The organism is Kitasatospora sp. NPDC059599 (assembly GCF_042735125.1).
In the GTDB taxonomy this organism is placed as follows: domain Bacteria; phylum Actinomycetota; class Actinomycetes; order Streptomycetales; family Streptomycetaceae; genus Kitasatospora.
Window position 1 is genome coordinate 1 of sequence record NZ_JBHWCL010000048.1, and the last position, 16,153, is coordinate 16,153.

Below are 16,153 nucleotides of genomic sequence, written 5' to 3' on the forward strand. Positions count from 1 at the left end.
GTTGCTCACCCCCCTGATGGTGATCTTCACCCTCTTTACGTGGGTGGGCTTCTTATTCGGGCGGGGGGCGCGCCGGTAGCTCGTGGCGGGCCCCGGCGCGAGGACTTCGCCCCCCATGGCAGCGGCGCCCGAGACGGCAATGGGCCGGACACCCAAGCAGGGTGCGCGGCCCATTGCCGTGTCCGATCAGGCCGCTGCTGCGTAGCTCGTTCGCAGCAGCGACATCGACCGGTCGAGATCCTCCACCGAAGCGATCCGGACCTCCAGCTCGCCCGTCCCAAGGTGCCCGATCTTCCGGACATCCCGCGTCCAGCCCGGCACGAGCTGCACCGTCGCCGGGTCGACTCGCAGGAACACGACCAGCGCCTGCTCCCGTGCCAGGACGCGGACGCAGGCGAAGTTCCGACGGCGACGGTAGGCGACGTAGTGCTGCAGCTCCACCGAGTGGCCCTCGCCGAGGTCGAGCAGACGGGCGTCGAGTTCTTCATACAGCTCCCGGAGCTCACTGCGCACCTGCGTCAGCGCATCGCTGACCGTCCGGCGCACTGGTGAGCTAGACCGCATCCGTTCCGACTGGCCAACCGTCGAGGAGCCGCAGCCGCCGGCGACCGAAGCAGCCAGGTCCAGCGTCACCAGGTCGTCCCCGTAGCGCCGGTAGACCACCAGGTCGACACGGTGGTGAGACATGCCCGCCGCCACCAAGTCGTAACGGGCGTAGTCCGCCGCGATGCAGATCACACGCGGCCGGCTCCAGTCCACCTGCTTGGCGGCCTCCGGCCCGAGCCGCTGCTCGACCAGGGCTTCGAACTCGCCGCGGTTCTCAATCAGCCAGGCCAGGTAGAACAGCCCCTGGGAGAGGACGCTCTGGCTGCTCGTGCGCTTGTACTCCACCAGGACCGGGCTCCCGTCCTCGTCAAGACCGAGGCTGTCGATCCGACCCCGGTGGACCGGTCCGGTGGAGTACTCGCTTGCCATGAAGCGAACACCGCCCAGCATCTCCTCCATGTTCGCCTCCACGAGCCGCTGGAGATCGCGCTCGAACTCCACAGTCGCGCCCTCGACACGGCGAACATCCCCACCAGCGACCCGAAACACCTGCAGTCCCGCCACGTACCCCCCAGCACACCACCCGCCGGGCCGTCCAACGATGGACGGCACACCATACATGCCGGAAACCGGACAATCTAGCGGTTGTTGCGTATATCGCATTTCAAGTAGGCGGGAATAGAGGGGCGCGGCGGATGGTGTGGCGATGGCCGTTGGCGGAGGGAATGTCGACGGCGAAGGCCACATGCCGTGCCGGGGTCGGTGACCAGGCGCCGCAGCGGGCGCCGAGCTCGCGGTGATGGCCTTCGCGGCATCCGCAGCGCCGACAGACGCGACCGCGTCTTTGCTGGGGTTCGATGAGCAGCGCACGGTGATCGCCTCGAAGGGTCGCGCGCGGGTCGTCCTCCTTCCCGCCCGGGGCCGCAGGGCGACCTCGTCGCGACCACCCGGCTAAAGAAGCGCCGTGACCTGGGAACCTCCCCTGATTGGTGGCAATGGGAGCCCCTGCAGCAAGGAGGGTTGCGTCTCGAGATGTGATATCTCAAATCATGTCATATGGTGCAAACCTGAACTATTGGTGCCGCCATCTCGGGCTCTGGCGCGGACAGGCGAGGAGGGCAGTGCTGTGTCCGACAGCGCTGAGCCGATCCATGCGCGCCTTGCGGAGCTTGCTGGCCCGGCGGATTCTGGTCAGGTTGTTGTTGATCTCGGGTGTGGTGCGGGGCCAACGCTTCGGGCTGTCAGCCGGAAAGCGCCGCAGGCTTCCCTCATTGGGATCGACCGTTCGGCGGAGTCGTTGCGCCAGGTCCACGCGGCTCTGGCAGGCCACAAGGGGTCGACGGCGACGATCGTTGCGGATCTGCGCGACCGTCTCCCGTGTTCTGACGCGAGCGTGGACGTTGTCCTGTCGTACAACACCATCGAGTGCCTGCCGGACCCGCTGGAGATGCTGGCCGAGGTGGCGCGAGTTCTTCGGCCTGGGGGGCGGGCGGTCATCGCGCACGTCGACTTCGACTCGATGGTCATCGCGGGCGCGGACGCCGATCTCGACCGGCGGGTATGCCACGCGTTCGCGGACGATGCGCAGAGCTGGATGGATCACGCGGACGGCAGGATCGGCCGCAAGCTCGGGCTGCTCCTCGCCCGTAGCCCGCTGGACCTCGTCGGAGTTGAACCACTGCTGGCGTGGTCGACCGCGTTCACGGGGCATGCGAAGGATCGGGTTGACCAGATCCGGAAGGCTCTGTTGTCGGCCGCCAGGCACGGTCGTGGCGCGGTCGCCCCTGAGGAGGTCGAGGCGTGGTACACCTCGGTGTGCGAGGCGGACCAGCTGGGCGGTTTCTTCTTCTCCGAGCTGGCGTTCATCGCGGTGGCGGAGAAGGTGAGGAGCGGTCGCAGCGGGCATGGGGCCGGCTCGCACGACGGCTGGCAGACGGCCCATGTGCGAGCCGGATCGATGCCGCATCTCCCGACTGCTGCTTGACCAGCGTCTATAGGGAAGTGGCGTTCGCGAGGGTGGTGGCGGCGAAGGTGTACAGGGCGGTCACGGTGGTGCTGAGCGGGGCCGTGGTGTCCAGCGCCAGCGCGGGCTGTTCGGGATCGGACCAGGACAGCTCCGGCGCGTCCGGCGCCGGGTTGGTCCGGTAGGCGCGGACGGTGCGGAGGGCGTCGCGGGCGTGGCGCACCGGTTCGGGCGCGTGGACGTGGATGAGGTGGAGGCGTTCTCCGAGAAGGTCTGCGGCGAGCCGGCGCTCCGACTCGGTGGAGGTCACCAGGGTGACGATGCCGACCCGGTGCCGGCCGGCGGCGTGCGCGAGGGTACGGATCGTGGCGACGCGGTCGGAGGGTGACCAGCCGAGATCACGCAGGACGCCGGTGGTGCGTTCGACGTCCGCGTCGTAGAACCCGCAGTCAGCGCCGTGCTCGGTGCGGAGGTGGGCAAGGAGGTGACGGGCGAGGGTGCTCTTGCCGGAGGCCGGCAGCCCGAACAACCAGAAGACGGTTGACGATCGCGGCTGGCTCACGGGGCGTAACCCCACTTCTGGCACCAGGAGTCGAGCAGCGGCGGGACGTCTGGGGCCTCGGGTGGCTGGGTGGCGGCCTGGATGCAGCCCGAGGCGATCTGGGGTGACCAGTCGCCGATGCCGTAGACGAAGGGGCCGTGGTCGTGGCGGCCGTAGTCGAGCATGCTCGGATCCCAGGGGATGCCGATGTGCTCGCACAGGGCCTTGCAGGTGGCTTCCGGATCGGCGGTGAGCTGCTCGTAGGTGACGTGGACGGCGCCCGGGAGGTTGGCGGCGGCTTCGTCGAGGGCGGTGGCGAACTTGTCGACGGTGATGGCCGCTTCGGCGAGGTTGTTGGCGTCGCCGGCGCGGCGGATGGAGTCGGCGATGGCGACAGGGTGGCGGCGAAGGACGATGTAGCGGGCCTGGGGCCAGCAGGCGGCGAGGCGTTGCCAGATGAACACGTTGCCCGGGGACTTCTCGACGAGCACGCTCTTGCCGGCCTCGGTGAGCTGGCGGTGCAGCAGGTGGTCCCAGAGCAGGTGCTCGAGGTCGGTGCGGTTGAGGCCGAGGGTGCGCATGGACAGATCGGTGAACTCGTCGTCGACGGCCACGGTGTAGCCGGCGAGGTGGAGTTCGTGCGGGGCGTGGACGTCGGGGTGGGAGCCGAGAAGGCAGCGCAGCAGGGTCGACCCGGAGCGGATCGGGGAGAGGAGGAACACGGGCGAGGGGACGAGACGGTGGTCAGGCACCGAGTTCCTCCTTCACGGCGTGCTCGCGTTCGGCGAAGACACGCAGGCGGGTGGCGATGTCGCGGCGATAGTGCGCGGAACCGGGGGCGGTCTTCTCGTCGCAGTGGAAGACCCGGAGCGGGAGGCGGTGCAGGTAGCCGATGCCGGGGCCGGCGGGATGGGCGAAGGTGTGGGAGAGCCAGTCCTCGTAGTTCATCCAGTGCTGGCCGTCGTCGTGGAACCGGTCGCCGGGGACGCCGCCGACCGCGGTCATGACGGGGCGGGCCCGATGGGTGTCGTAGATCAGGAAGTGCGAGGAGACGCGGTTGACCGAGCGAGCGCGGTCGCTCAGCGGCGGGCCGACTTCTTCGAGCTTCCACTGCCAGCAGTAGTGATCATCGATGCGCTGGGCGAGCGCGAGCTGAGGGCAGTGGTCGAACGTCGCGGCGATCTCGGAGAGGACATCGGTGGCGTGCGGGTCGCGGAAGGCGACGACGTCGCCTTCGATGGTGATCAGGAAGCGGCTCTTGTCGCTGACGAAGTGGGTGTGGATGTTGTTCGCCTGGTCGCCGGAGGCCCGGTGGCGGGCGCGCCAGCGCAGCCGTACCTCGTCGAACCCCCAGGTGCTGTGGGCGAGTTCGATGATCTCCTCGACCGGGGCGCTCTCTGCACCGTCCACGACGAGTACCAGGTCGTACGGGTGGCGGGTGCCGCGGGTCAGGGCGTCCAGGGTGGTGGGGATGGTTCGGCGCAGGAGTTCGACGTCGCTGTGGACGAGGTAGGCGATCGTGAACGCGGGTGGATAGGTCACGGCGGTCACCATCCCGCTGGCCCGGTCACGCCCGGCCTCGGGGTGCTGGCGGCCGGGTTCGCGGATGCCAGTAGGGTGCGGAGGTCTTCCAGCATGCGGCCGGTGAGCTCGTGGGCGGCTTCGATGATGTCCTGCTCGATTCCGTGCTCGATCTCGTCGGGGATGTGCGGGTGGCCCACGCACATCCCCATGACCTGGTACTTGGCACTGCTGCCGAGTCCGACCCGGTCGGCGAGGTCCTGCAGTGCGAAAAGGTCGAAGACGACCGTGCCCGCGCGGTACAGGCGGTCGGCGAAGGCGGCCGTGTAGTGGGAGATGAGGTCGCGCACGGCGGCGTGGTGCGCGGCCGGCAGGGGGCTCTGTTCGAGGGCTTCGGCGACCGGGGTGGGGAGGAAGACGAAGGCGCACCGGTAGAAGTCGGAGGTGCCGAGCATCCGGAAGCAGCCGGTGCGTTCGAGCAGGTCGACCATCCTCTGGAAGGTGGCCTGACGGTCTTCGACGAGTCGGCCGATGCCGTCGACGCCCTGGTGCTTGATCAGCGCCCAGAGCTTGAGCGATTCGAAGCCGCGGGAGCCGTAGAACGGGGTGATCAGTCCGAGGTCGAGGCAGTCGGGGTCATGGGCGCGGTCCGGGTAGCGGGCGAAGCGGCCGAGCGCGGCAGGGTCGCGGAAGAGGACGTAGCTGGATGGGTAGCTGACGAACAGTCCCTTGTGCGGGTCGAGGGCGATGGAGTCGGCGTTCTCGATTCCGGCGAGCTGGACCTTGAGCTTTTCGGAGAACAGCAGGCTGCCGCCGTGGCAGGCGTCCACGTGGAACCACACACCGTGCTGCTCGCTGAGGTCGGCGAGGGCCTGCAGGTCGTCGATGCCGGTGGTGCGGCAGTTGCCGGCGACGCCGACGACCATGAAGATCCGCTTTCCGGGAGGCGGCGAGGCCAGCAGGCGGGCGACGGAGGTGGGGTCGCTGGTGAAGTCCGGGGTGGCGTCCGCCCATAGGAGTCCGTCGGTGCCGAGGCCGAGGGCCTGGGCGGCGGCGAGGTAGGAGAAGTGCTCGACGCCGCCGGCCAGCAGGATCACCGGCTGCTCGGGGAGTGCGCGCAGGCCGGCGGTGCGGATCTCGGGGTAGGTGTGGGCGAGGGCGGCGGCGATGGCGATGTGGTTGCTCATGTTGCCGCCGGAGGTCCACATGCCGCCGAGCGAGGCGAGTCCCTGGTAGTCGGCCAGAGGCGTGACCGGGTAGCCGATGAGTTCCCGGAGCCAGGTGATCAGCTGGGCTTCGATCACGCTGGCGGCGGGCGCGCTGCGGTCGTAGGCGATCAGGTTCTGGTTGAGGAAGGACGCGACGATGTCGGCGGCGAGGGCGGCGATGCTGTCGCCGATGTCGGGGAACGCGAGGTAGCGCGGGTCTGCCTGGGAGATTGACCACTGGGCGATCTCGTTCAGGGACTCCAGCAGCTGCTCGTCGCTCCGGCCGTTCTGGGGTAGCGGGCCGGCGAAGCGGTCGATGAGCTCGCTGACCGTCGCGTGCCGCAGGACCAGGTCGTCGCGCAAGGCACCGGAGGCGAAGTCCAAGCCGAGGTCGACCGCCCGGTGCAGCAGAAGCCGGCTCTCCCCGATGGGACGGCCGCTCAGTAGAGCGGGTGGATGGGTGTCAGACACGTCCGAACTCCATTCGGTACACGCAGTCTTCGCACGAGGACCAGGCAGGGCCCTGGAAGAGGAACGAGTCCCGCAGAGCCCCGTACGGCTTTGAGGTCCAGATCTCGGCCATCGGCGCCTGGTGGATGTTGCCGAGCACGTTTCCGGGTGAGGACTCCATGTGGATGCAGCACGGCGTGACGTCGCCGTCTTTGGTGATGTACGTGGCGTCCCAGGGCCACGGGCACACGGCCCGGCCTGCGGCCGGGGAGGCCAGCCGGGAGTAGTCGAAGATCGAGAGCTGCAGACCCAGCTCGTCGGCGCGGGCGAGGCCGGCCTCCAGGTGCGGCACGACCTGCGCGGACGGGGCGGAGAACAGGGACTCGGTGTTGAGGGTCTTGTCATCGCCCCAGTGGTGCAGGCTCTCCACGCTGATGCGCGTGACGCCGTGGTCCGCGACGAAGTCGACGATCGCCGGGAACTGGTTTAGGTTCGCGGTGGAGAGCGTCACCGCGGCCGACAGCTCGGTGTCGCGCTGGTGCGTCATCTCCGCAGCTTCGCGAAGCGCGGTGGACAGCTGGGATCGGCGTAGGCCAGAGCGCATCCGCCCGAGCGTGGCGTCGTTGGCGCCGTCCACGCTTATGGCGAGCAGGCCCAATCCGGCGTCGAGGACCGGTTGGAGACGACGGCGTACGAGCAGGCCGTTGGTGTTCGTCGAGGTGAACACGGACCGGTCGGTGCACGCCTGGACGTAGGCGGCGAAGTCGCGGACGATCAGCGCCTCACCGGCGCCGACGAAGGAGACGTGGCCGAGGTCCGGAAGCTGCTCGAGCAGCGCGACGAAGGCGCCCAACGGCAGATGTCCGCCGCTGCTGTCGTGCACCGCCCGCACGCACCCGGCGCAGGCGAGGTTGCACAGGTCGGTGAGTTCCACCTGCAGGTATTGGGGAGTTGGCGTCGGCCGGCCCGGTTCGAGCCCGTAGCGGTCGAAGTCGTCTGTGACGAGGAACTTCCGAAAGCGCTCCGGCACCTCGATCGGCCGCACCTGCTCGGGCATCACCTGGTCACCTCCTTCCGGTAGACGGAGACCATCTCGTCGACGAACGCCTCGAACGCCACTGTCCGGCGGCCGAACGACGGCACCCGCAGGTCCTGAGATCCGGCCGCTGCATCGATCGCCTGTCCCCACGAAGCCGGATCGGCGTACTGCTCGACGAGGTGGACGCCCTCGTCGTCCGCGAGGTGGCGCATGGACGGCACCGCCGAGGACCACACCGGCACGCCCAGGGCCCGGGCCTCGTGCGCCACGATCGGATGGTTCTCCCACCACTGCGAGGGCACCAGCAGCGCCCGGGCGCCGGCCAGCACCGGCCCTACGTCGGAGCGGGAGAGCGCAGGAAGCCAGCGCACCCGCGGATCGGCTGCGGCGACCAGGCGCATCCGTGCCTCGTAAGCGGCGTCGTCCGGCACGGTCGCGACCAGGAGCGGCAGCGTGGTCGGGCTGTCCGCGAGGGCGTCGAGCAGGACGTGGAGGCCCTTCTCGGGTGAGCACCGGCCCAGGAACAGCAGGTACTCGCCGCCGCCACTGTTCTCGGTCAGCGACTGCCAGCTGTCTGGCAGCCCGTAGCAAGCTTGGTCCCGGATCAGCTTGTCCACCGCGACGCCGGCCTTCGTGAGCTCCACAGCCTGGTGCGGCGTCTGCGTCCACAGCGCCCGCACCCGTCCGTTCAGCCACATGACATTGCGCGCCCGCCACAGCTGCACCTCGCCGGCTGCCGCCATCGGTGCGTGGAGGCAGCCCGTGCAGGCGCTGGACGGGGCGGTGCTGGTGCACTGGCCACCGGTAGAGCGCACGAGGAGCTGGTGGTCGGGGCAGACGGCGGTGTAGTCGGTCAGCGTTGCGACGACCGGCACGTTCCGCAGCGGCGCGGTGTCGAGGAACGCCAGGCCGATGCGGCTGAAGTGCAGGACGTGGACAAGGTCGACGGCAGGTCGCGAGGCGAGCAACTGCTCGATGCGTGCCGCCTGCTGGACCTCTTGGGCCTGCCAACCGGCCGGGTATCCGCGCGCGAAGACCGCAGGCACGCTGATGTACTCGGCCGCGCCGTGTCGCTGCGGCGACGGCGGGTCGCCGGCCGCCAGCCACGCGACGCCCACGCCTCGTGCCATCAGGGCCCGGGCGAGGTCGTCGGCCAGGACCTCCGTCCCGCCGGCCTCCTCACCCGCGAACCGGTGGGTGACCAGAAGAATACGCATCTCGCCTCCCGTCAGCAGGTGTTGCCCTGGAGCCCGGCCCAGCGACCGAGCGGCGTGAGCTCAACGGGCATGCGGCCGTTGACTCCCGCCGAGACGGGTCGCCAGGGTGCTTCCGGGCCGACCAGTCGAAGCGGACCCGCCGCGTCGTCGGCCAGGACCGCGAACGGCTCGTGCAACGTCAAGGCCGTCCACCCGCCGTCCGTGAAGTCCGCGAACACGTTCACACCAAGCCCCTCACCGGAACCAACCAGATCAGGAAGCAGCAACAGGAGCTCCACGTGATCGGCCTCCCAGGAGGGGCGGACGTCGTGGGCGTTCTCCCAGACGGGATCGGGATGCGGAACACGGCGGAACCGCGCGTCGGGTGCTGCGAGCCAGCGGGCGCCGTCGCGGGTGCACCGCAGGTACCGCTCGCCGGGCCACTGCCCGGCGGCGAGGTCATGCAGGGTGAATACACCCTCGCCCAACGGCTGCAGGCGTACGCGGACCGCTTGGACGGCGTCGGGCGTATCGCCCAACTCCAGCCGCAGCGCAAGCCCTTCGGCACGTCGGGCGAGCGTGACGGCGAGCCCTGCAGGATTGGCCAGTCCGCCTCGCACCCGGCCCGGACCAGCGAGCGGGATGGACACCCGCTGATCGTCGACCGCGGCATCGAGGCGGGCCGCGGGCAAGTAGGCGGCTTCGGGGGAGGAGGCGAGTGCCTCGGCGGTGAGCCCGTAGGGCGAGGGCAGGGCGTCCAGCACCTCGGGGTGCCGCTCGCGCAGGGCGACGACGAGGCGGATCGACAGGTCGGTGAGGAACCGGATCAGGTAGCACTTCACGCCGTCGGGCTTGGTGATGTCGTCGTTCGCAAGGACTGCCTGGTAGTAGCAGCCGCCGCCGCACACGTACCGCGACGGGCACGAGGAGCACTCGTCGCGCTGGTCGACGACCAGGTCGAGGTACTTGCGGCGCTCGGAGTCCTCGACGCCCGTGGATGCGTGGCCGATGTGCCAGCCGGACTTGCCGATGAAGTGCGCGCACGGGTAGAGGTTGCCGTTGGTGTCCAGGTAGGTGCCGCTCTTGCCGGCTCCGCACCGGTAGACCTGAGCTGCGCGGTCCTTCACCCGGTAGAAGAACCGCATGAAGAAGTCCTCGGAGTTCAGCGCGAGTAGCCGGGCGAGGATGCCCTCTGGGGGCTGGGTGAGGATGTGCTCGACGAGGTCGGCGTAGCCCTGGCGGAAGGCCGGCAGGGTCTCGGCGTTGAGCGCGTAGACCTTGTCGTGGGTGGCGTTGACCGGCTTCATGTAGATGTTGCGGGCGCCGACGTCCTCGAAGAGGTGGCGGAAGATCGCCACGAAGTCGGTGCAGTACGCGGTGAGGACGGCCGAGACCCCCATGTCGGGGTGGCGGGCCAGCACCTGGTCGAGCACGGAACGCACGTGGTCGTACGTACCGCCGCGGTCACCGGTGTAGAAGCGCACCCGGTCGTGGACGTCCCTGGGCCCGTCCAGGCTGATGTCCTGTGGCGGGCCGAGCTGCTCGGCGAGCTCCGTCGTCATCGACAGCGTCGCGTTGGTGACCATGGGCCCCGCCCAGACCACGGCGACGGGTGAGTCGACGAGGTTCTCGACGACCAAGTCCTGGACTGTGGCGTGCATGTGGCGCACGAGCATGGTCTCGCCGGCCAGGCCGAAGTCGATCCGGCTGTACCGGGCGTTCTCCTCGATCAGCCGCTCGCGGTGGGTGCGAAGGCCCTGCACCACGGTCTCCAGCGGGATGGTGACGGGCTTGCCGTCGGCGTGCACCCGGTCCCGAAACGAGCAGTACGTGCAGCCCATGTTGCAGACGTCGGTCAACGACAGCTGGGCCTGGGGGTACGCCTCACGGTAGGAGGTGATCTGGTGGACCGGCTCCAGGCCGCCGCACGGACACGGCTGACCCGGGGCGGTGATCTGTCCGCCGCGGACGTGGAAGGTGTAGCCGTCCGCGAAGGAGACGTGCGAAGCATCGCTGGTGGACAGGGGAATCGCGTCGCTGATCACGGTTGACCTCTCGGGTTGAGATGGCGCGGATCGGGGCGGAACGGGATTTACAGGTTGCGCGGGCCAGGAAGATCGAGGCGGCGACGCAGCACGTCCAGCCGGTCGGCCAGCTGCTCCACCTCCGTGTCCGCGCCGATTGTCGGCGGCGTGGGGTCGGCCGCCTCCCGCAGGGCGAACGCCTGGCGCACCAGGGCCTCCACCTCGGCGGCTTTGTCAGCCGGAACGAGTTCGTGCAGGAGCGACAGCTGGGGGACCAGCTTCACCGGGTGCGGCGCAGCTGCGGCACGGGTGAACACGAGCCGGGCCAGCAGCGCCCGGGATTCGAACCACAGGTACTTGGCGGTGAGTTCGCGGCCCCGCTGCTCGTACTCGCTTGGCTGGCAGGTGACGGTGGCGGATGGGGCGGCGATGGCGGTGGCGACCCAGCCGGGGCTGTGATGGTCCGTGCCGGGCCGGCGCAGCTCGAACCACTCGTGGAGGTCGCGGCTGAACTTCCCGTTCGCGCTGACGACATCGCGCTCGGTCGGCCGGGCGGCGGAGCCCTTGGCCGCAAGACCCAGGCAGGCGAGCGCCTCGATCACGAGATCCTCAAGCGCCCGATGCCCGTTGGGGTAGCCGGGTGAGCTCAGTTCGAAGTCGATGTCGCTGCCGCGTCCGAGGACTCCCTGCGCGCAGGAGCCGCGCAAGATGAGCTCCAACCCCTGTAGCCCCAGGACGGCTTGAGCACTCCGGGCCATGCGGGCGGTGACTTCCTCGGCGACGTCGGCGCGCTCACATGCCGCATCCCACCCGCTGACGGACCGTAGCTCCTCCAGGCGTACGACCAGATGCTCTAGCGATCGGAGGTCGGCGGCCAACGGGTGCTCGGCCGTGGAGAACAGGGCGAGAACCCACGGTCGGCGTAACCGCTCCAGGCCGCGGCCGCTGTTGGCACGGGTGCTTTCGGTGAGGGCATCCAGGCGGTGAAGGAGGTCCGCATAGGTGTCCTCGCCCTGGTCTGCTCGCAGCCGTGAGGTCAGCACCGTGTGGAAGACGCCGAGACTGGGCGGCAGGACGTCCTCGGCGAGATGCCCCAGGCGGGCGGCGCTCGCGGACTTCGGTTCCGCGGCGGGCAGTTCGCTCGTGAGCGTCAACTCGATGCCGCGGCGACGCACCTCCTGTGCAGTCAGTCCGGCCGGCAGCCAGGCGGCGAGTGCGGACTCGAAGCCGTCCAGCGGGGGCTCTTCGCCGCTCCGCACCGTGATGCGCCTTCTGAGTCCGAGATCGCGGCCGGCCAGGTCGGACCACGCGATGTCCCACTTCATCACGGTCAGCGCACCGGGGGCGGTGGTGCCTGCTGGAACAAGAAGCGCGTCTTCCCAGTCGATCAGGACCGTCCGGCCGCTCTGTCGGAACATGTTCCGCGGAATGCACCCGGACGCCTCCACGCCGCGCTCCAGAACCGCGAGGAGGAGATCCTCGATCTCCTGCACCGACAGGTCGGCCAGGCCGTCCGCCGAGGCGGCGAGCGGGATCCCGAGGTAGGGCGACATCAGAGCCGCCGTACGGTCGTCCAGCGGAATCAGGTCGGGAACGCACACGTCGATACGTCCGAACCCGTCCACCGTGAGCGCACCCAGACGACGCGCCGCCTCCGCAGCGAGGGCGCGCTCCGCGTGCGCCGCCGCCTGCGGCCGGAGCTTAGCCACAAGGTCCCGCCCTTCGTGGCGCAGCCGTCGCACTTTACCGGTGACGTCACCGAACTGCGGATCGTCGAGCGCATGCTCCCCACCGTCCCCGGCGAACACCGCCCGGATCGCCGCAGCGACGCCCGGCGAATCACCTGCACCCCCAGACAGCCTGCTCACCCCACTCCCCTCCCGAGCGCCGCACAGCAGGCTTGCCACCGTAGCCGCTCCATCACGCTGTGTTCGATCGAATTTGCGGATTCGACTCAAGGGGGGATACGGAACGCGTGCCTTCCGGAGGTGGAGGTCTCCACCGTTGGTGCTGATGATCACTCAGGATGATCTACGGTCAAGGGCCTTAGGTGGCAGGCTTAGCTTCGCGACGACGTTAATCGGGCCGTTGTCTGTGCGGGGCATGGGATACTCGGCAGACGGCGCCGACCGACTCGACGGAGCGGCGCTGTGCGACTCCCGCGGCCCGTCCGTGGATCCGCCCTCTCACAGAAGTGGTCCTTCGATCTATGCCTACGGTCCTCTCCATCGCCGACGTGCTGCGCGAGCGCTTCGCACAGGCGATCTCCACTGCGTTCCCCGACGCCGCGGACAGCGACCCCCAGCTGCGACGAAGTGACCGCGCCGACTTCCAGGCCAATGGCATCATGGGCCTGGCCAAGCCGCTGCGGGCCAACCCCCGCGAGGTGGCCGCGCGCGTGCTCGAGAACCTCGGCGTCGACCAGGTGATCGCGAACCTGGAGGTCTCCGGGCCCGGCTTCATCAACGTGACCGTCACCGATTCCGCCATCCTCGAGCGGCTGGCCGCCCGCGCAGCCGACGCCCGACTCGGCGTGGGCAGCAACGCCGAGGCCGGCGTCACGGTGATCGACTACAGCCAGCCGAACATCGCCAAGGAGATGCACGTCGGTCACCTGCGCTCCACGATCATCGGGGACGCGCTCGTGCGCGCCCTCGAGTTCAGCGGAGAGAAGGTCATCCGGCGAAACCACCTCGGGGACTGGGGCACCCAGTTCGGCATGCTTATCCAGTACCTCCTCGAGCACCCCGCCGAGCTCGACGAAGGCACCGAGTCGGACGACTCCGGTCCGTCGATGTCCCGGCTGAACCGCCTCTACAAGGCGTCGCGCGGCAAGTTCGACAGCGACGCCGACTTCGCCGACCGGGCCCGCCGGCGCGTCGTCGAGCTGCAGGCCGGCCACGCCGAGACCGTCGCGTCCTGGCAGGGCATGGTCGACGAGTCGAAGGTCTACTTCGAAGCCGTCTACGCCCGCCTCGGCGTCCTCCTCGAAGACGCCGACGCCGTCGGCGAGAGCTACTACAACCCGATGCTCGCCGACGTGTGCGCCGACCTCGAAGCGTCCGGCGTCGCCGTGCGCTCAGACGGAGCCCTGTGCGTCTTCTTCGACGACATCAAGGGCCCCAACGGCGAACCGACCCCGCTCATCGTCCAGAAGAGCGACGGCGGCTACGGCTACGCCACCACCGACCTCGCCGCCATCCGCGACCGCGTCGGCATGCTCGGCGCCAACCAGCTCCTCTACGTCGTCGACAGCCGCCAGGCCCTGCACTTCCAGATGGTCTTCGAGACCGCCCGCCGCGCCGGCTGGCTCCCCGACAACGTACGCGCCCTGCACCTCGGCTTCGGCACCGTCCTCGGCAAGGACGGCAAGCCCTTCAAGACCCGCTCCGGCGAGACCGTCCGCCTCATGGACCTCCTCGACGAAGCCGTCGACCGGGCCCGCACCGTCGTCGCCGAGAAGAGCCCCCAGCTCGCCACCGAGGAACTCGAAGACCGAGCCAAGCAGGTCGGCATCGGCGCGGTCAAGTACGCCGACCTGTCGACCTCCCGCACCCGCGACTACATCTTCGACGCCGACCGCATGGTCTCCCTCAACGGCGACACCGGCACCTACCTCCAGTACGCCTACGCCCGCATCCAGTCCATCCTGCGCAAGGCCCCCGAAGGCGTCACCCCGGCCGCCCACCAGGACCTCGCCCTGGAGACGGCCGAACGCGGCCTCGGACTCCTCCTCGACGAATTCGGCGCCACCATCGACCTCGTCGCCGAGACCTTCGAACCCCACCGCCTCTGTGCCTACCTGCACAGCCTCGCGGCGGCGTACACCACGTTCTACGAGCACTGCCCCGTCCTCAAGGCCCCCAGTCGCGAGGTCGTGGAGACCCGGCTGCTGCTCTGCCAGCTCACTGGCCAGACCCTCCGCCAGGGCATGGACCTCCTCGGCATCGGAACGCCGGAGCGGCTGTAGCTGGTGCGAAGCCTTCGGATAGGCGGCGATAGGCCGGCCTACCCGAAGGCTTCGTATCGGACGGTGGGTGTTTGTGGCCCGCGGGGGCTGTTGGCGAGCTGATACTTCCCGCGGGCGCCGACAGCAGCTTCATGGCGGTGATCAGGGATGCTCACTTGACTGCTGGCCGAGCGCGTCGACCTGTCGATGACCCGCCCCCTCGCCCGTGTACTCCATCGCTCTGTGATCAGGTGCTGACACGCACGTCGCGGTGCCTGCTGCTTGTCGTCTCGGCCGCTTCCGCCCGTTCTCCGGGCCACGGGACGACGGCGCCTTCTGCCAGGCCGATATCGATCGGTACGCTGTGCGGGTGATTCGTCAGTGTCCACACTGCTCGGCAGAGCCTTCTGAGGCGGGTGAGACGCTCACGTCAATCGCGTTCGTGTCGGCACTGTGGAACCCGGGGGGAAGCTGGTGACAGGTACCGTCCTGCCGCAGCAGATCGGCCCGTACGCCGTCGAGCGGTGTCTCGGCACCGGAGGCATGGGGGCGGTGTACCTGGCGTACTCCGTCGCGGGCGACCCGGTCGCGGTCAAGGTCATCAGGCCCGACAAGATCGATCCGCATTCCCGGGCCCGCTTCGAGCGGGAGGCGGAGATAGCGCGCACCATCTCGGGTACGGGCCGGGTGGCGCGCTTCCTCGACGCGGATCCGCTCGCTGAGCAGCCGTGGCTGGCCATGGACTACGTTCCTGGCCGCCCGCTCACCGAGGTCGTGAAGGAGCAGGGCCCGCTGCCGGCACCACTGGTGGCGAGTGTGGGCGCACTGCTCGCCGAGGGGCTGGCCGCGGTGCACGGGGCAGGTCTGCTCCATCGGGACCTCAAGGCGTCCAACGTCATTCTGGGCGACTTTGGCCCGGTGATCATCGACTTCGGTCTCGGCGCCTTCCTGGAGGCGTCGAAGGGCTCCATGAGCCAGCCCGGAACCGTGCTCGGCACGGTCCGCTGCATGCCGCCCGAGCAGGCGCGCGGCGAGACCGAGGTGACGGGAGCGGCGGACGTGTACGGGCTGGGAACGGTCCTCCTGCACGCCGCCACGGGCCACGCACCCTACGACGGTGTGCGGTGGGAGGCGATCGCGGTGCAGGTGGTGAGCCCGGACGTCGGGCCCGACCTGTCCGGACTGCCGGAGCAGCTCACCCCGCTGCTGACCTCGATGCTCGCGTACGAGCCGGGCGACCGTCCCACCCTGGACCAGGTGACCAGGCATTGCGCCGACCTGCTGCGGGAACTGGGCACCAGCCCGGCTCGAGCCCGCCACGCGCTGATCCAGCAGACCAGGCCGGCCGACGGCGCGCCGGTGGCCCTCCCGCAACCGGACGCCCTGATGCTGGACCGCCTGGAGGCCCTCGACAAGCTGCTGCGGGAGCAGCCGGAGGCCGTGCCCGGGGCCGAGGGCGACTCCGCGCCCGCCGAGGAGGGCAGCCCCGCCGCGGGTGACCTCCCTGTCGGACCGACACCCGCACCGGCAGGCCCGCCCACGGAACCCCGGCCCCCCGCCGCGCGCCCCGGCCGTCCGCCCGCGTCCCGGCGGGTGGCCGACGAACTGCGCAAGCGGTACGCGGCCCGTGGGCAGCTGACCTGGTCCGAGCGCCAGAAGCTCTGAGCGCCTCGCCCAGCCCCGACCGCTTGCAGTAGACAGTAGGCACGGATACGG

Annotated in this window: 12 protein-coding genes; 3 read left to right on the plus strand and 9 right to left on the minus strand. The window is 69.6% G+C overall.

The window, feature by feature from the left end; translation table 11 throughout:
- Positions 1-186: 186 nt before the first annotated feature.
- Complete coding sequence (locus tag ACFV04_RS18585) at positions 187-1,047, minus strand: DUF5655 domain-containing protein (RefSeq protein ID WP_380530186.1); 861 nt, start codon at positions 1,045-1,047, stop codon at positions 187-189.
- Positions 1,048-1,672: 625 nt separating this feature from the next.
- Here ACFV04_RS18585 and ACFV04_RS18590 point away from each other — a divergent pair.
- Positions 1,673-2,530, plus strand: coding sequence for a methyltransferase domain-containing protein (locus tag ACFV04_RS18590; RefSeq protein ID WP_380530189.1), 858 nt, complete (start codon positions 1,673-1,675; stop codon positions 2,528-2,530).
- A gap of 7 nt (positions 2,531-2,537) precedes the next feature.
- Here the strand turns inward: ACFV04_RS18590 and ACFV04_RS18595 are convergent, their stop codons facing one another.
- The 8 genes from ACFV04_RS18595 to ACFV04_RS18630 are packed head-to-tail and all read right to left on the minus strand — an operon-like array spanning position 2,538 to position 12,395.
- Positions 2,538-3,071 carry an adenylyl-sulfate kinase gene (locus tag ACFV04_RS18595; RefSeq protein ID WP_380530192.1) on the minus strand — a complete coding sequence of 178 codons (534 nt, stop codon included), beginning with the start codon at positions 3,069-3,071 and terminating at the stop codon, positions 2,538-2,540.
- Positions 3,068-3,802 (minus strand): sulfotransferase family protein, encoded by a 735-nt coding sequence (locus tag ACFV04_RS18600; protein ID WP_380530195.1) that lies wholly within the window; start codon positions 3,800-3,802, stop codon positions 3,068-3,070. Before ACFV04_RS18600 ends, ACFV04_RS18595 begins: the two co-directional genes overlap by 4 nt.
- Positions 3,795-4,592, minus strand: coding sequence for a hypothetical protein (locus ACFV04_RS18605; protein ID WP_380530198.1), 798 nt, complete (start codon positions 4,590-4,592; stop codon positions 3,795-3,797). Before ACFV04_RS18605 ends, ACFV04_RS18600 begins: the two co-directional genes overlap by 8 nt.
- Before the next feature lie 5 nt (positions 4,593-4,597).
- The gene (locus tag ACFV04_RS18610; protein WP_380530200.1) at positions 4,598-6,250 is read right to left on the minus strand and encodes a pyridoxal phosphate-dependent decarboxylase family protein; all 1,653 of its coding nucleotides are present in this window, start codon (positions 6,248-6,250) and stop codon (positions 4,598-4,600) included.
- Positions 6,243-7,286 carry a radical SAM/SPASM domain-containing protein gene (locus ACFV04_RS18615; protein WP_380530203.1) on the minus strand — a complete coding sequence of 348 codons (1,044 nt, stop codon included), beginning with the start codon at positions 7,284-7,286 and terminating at the stop codon, positions 6,243-6,245. Before ACFV04_RS18615 ends, ACFV04_RS18610 begins: the two co-directional genes overlap by 8 nt.
- Positions 7,286-8,485, minus strand: coding sequence for a glycosyltransferase (locus ACFV04_RS18620; RefSeq protein WP_380530206.1), 1,200 nt, complete (start codon positions 8,483-8,485; stop codon positions 7,286-7,288). The genes ACFV04_RS18615 and ACFV04_RS18620 overlap by 1 nt, the downstream gene beginning before the upstream one ends.
- 11 nt (positions 8,486-8,496) lie before the next feature.
- On the minus strand, positions 8,497-10,509 hold the full coding sequence (locus ACFV04_RS18625) for a radical SAM protein (RefSeq protein WP_380530208.1): 2,013 nt from the start codon (positions 10,507-10,509) through the stop codon (positions 8,497-8,499).
- Positions 10,510-10,556: 47 nt separating this feature from the next.
- Positions 10,557-12,395, minus strand: a complete 1,839-nt coding sequence (locus ACFV04_RS18630) for a hypothetical protein (protein ID WP_380530211.1) — start codon at positions 12,393-12,395, stop codon at positions 10,557-10,559.
- Between the two features lie 302 nt (positions 12,396-12,697).
- Between ACFV04_RS18630 and argS the strand changes: the two genes are divergently transcribed.
- The gene (gene argS / locus ACFV04_RS18635; RefSeq protein WP_380530213.1) at positions 12,698-14,458 is read left to right on the plus strand and encodes an arginine--tRNA ligase; all 1,761 of its coding nucleotides are present in this window, start codon (positions 12,698-12,700) and stop codon (positions 14,456-14,458) included.
- Between the two features lie 453 nt (positions 14,459-14,911).
- Positions 14,912-16,102, plus strand: coding sequence for a serine/threonine-protein kinase (locus ACFV04_RS18640; protein ID WP_107072821.1), 1,191 nt, complete (start codon positions 14,912-14,914; stop codon positions 16,100-16,102).
- Positions 16,103-16,153: the final 51 nt, after the last annotated feature.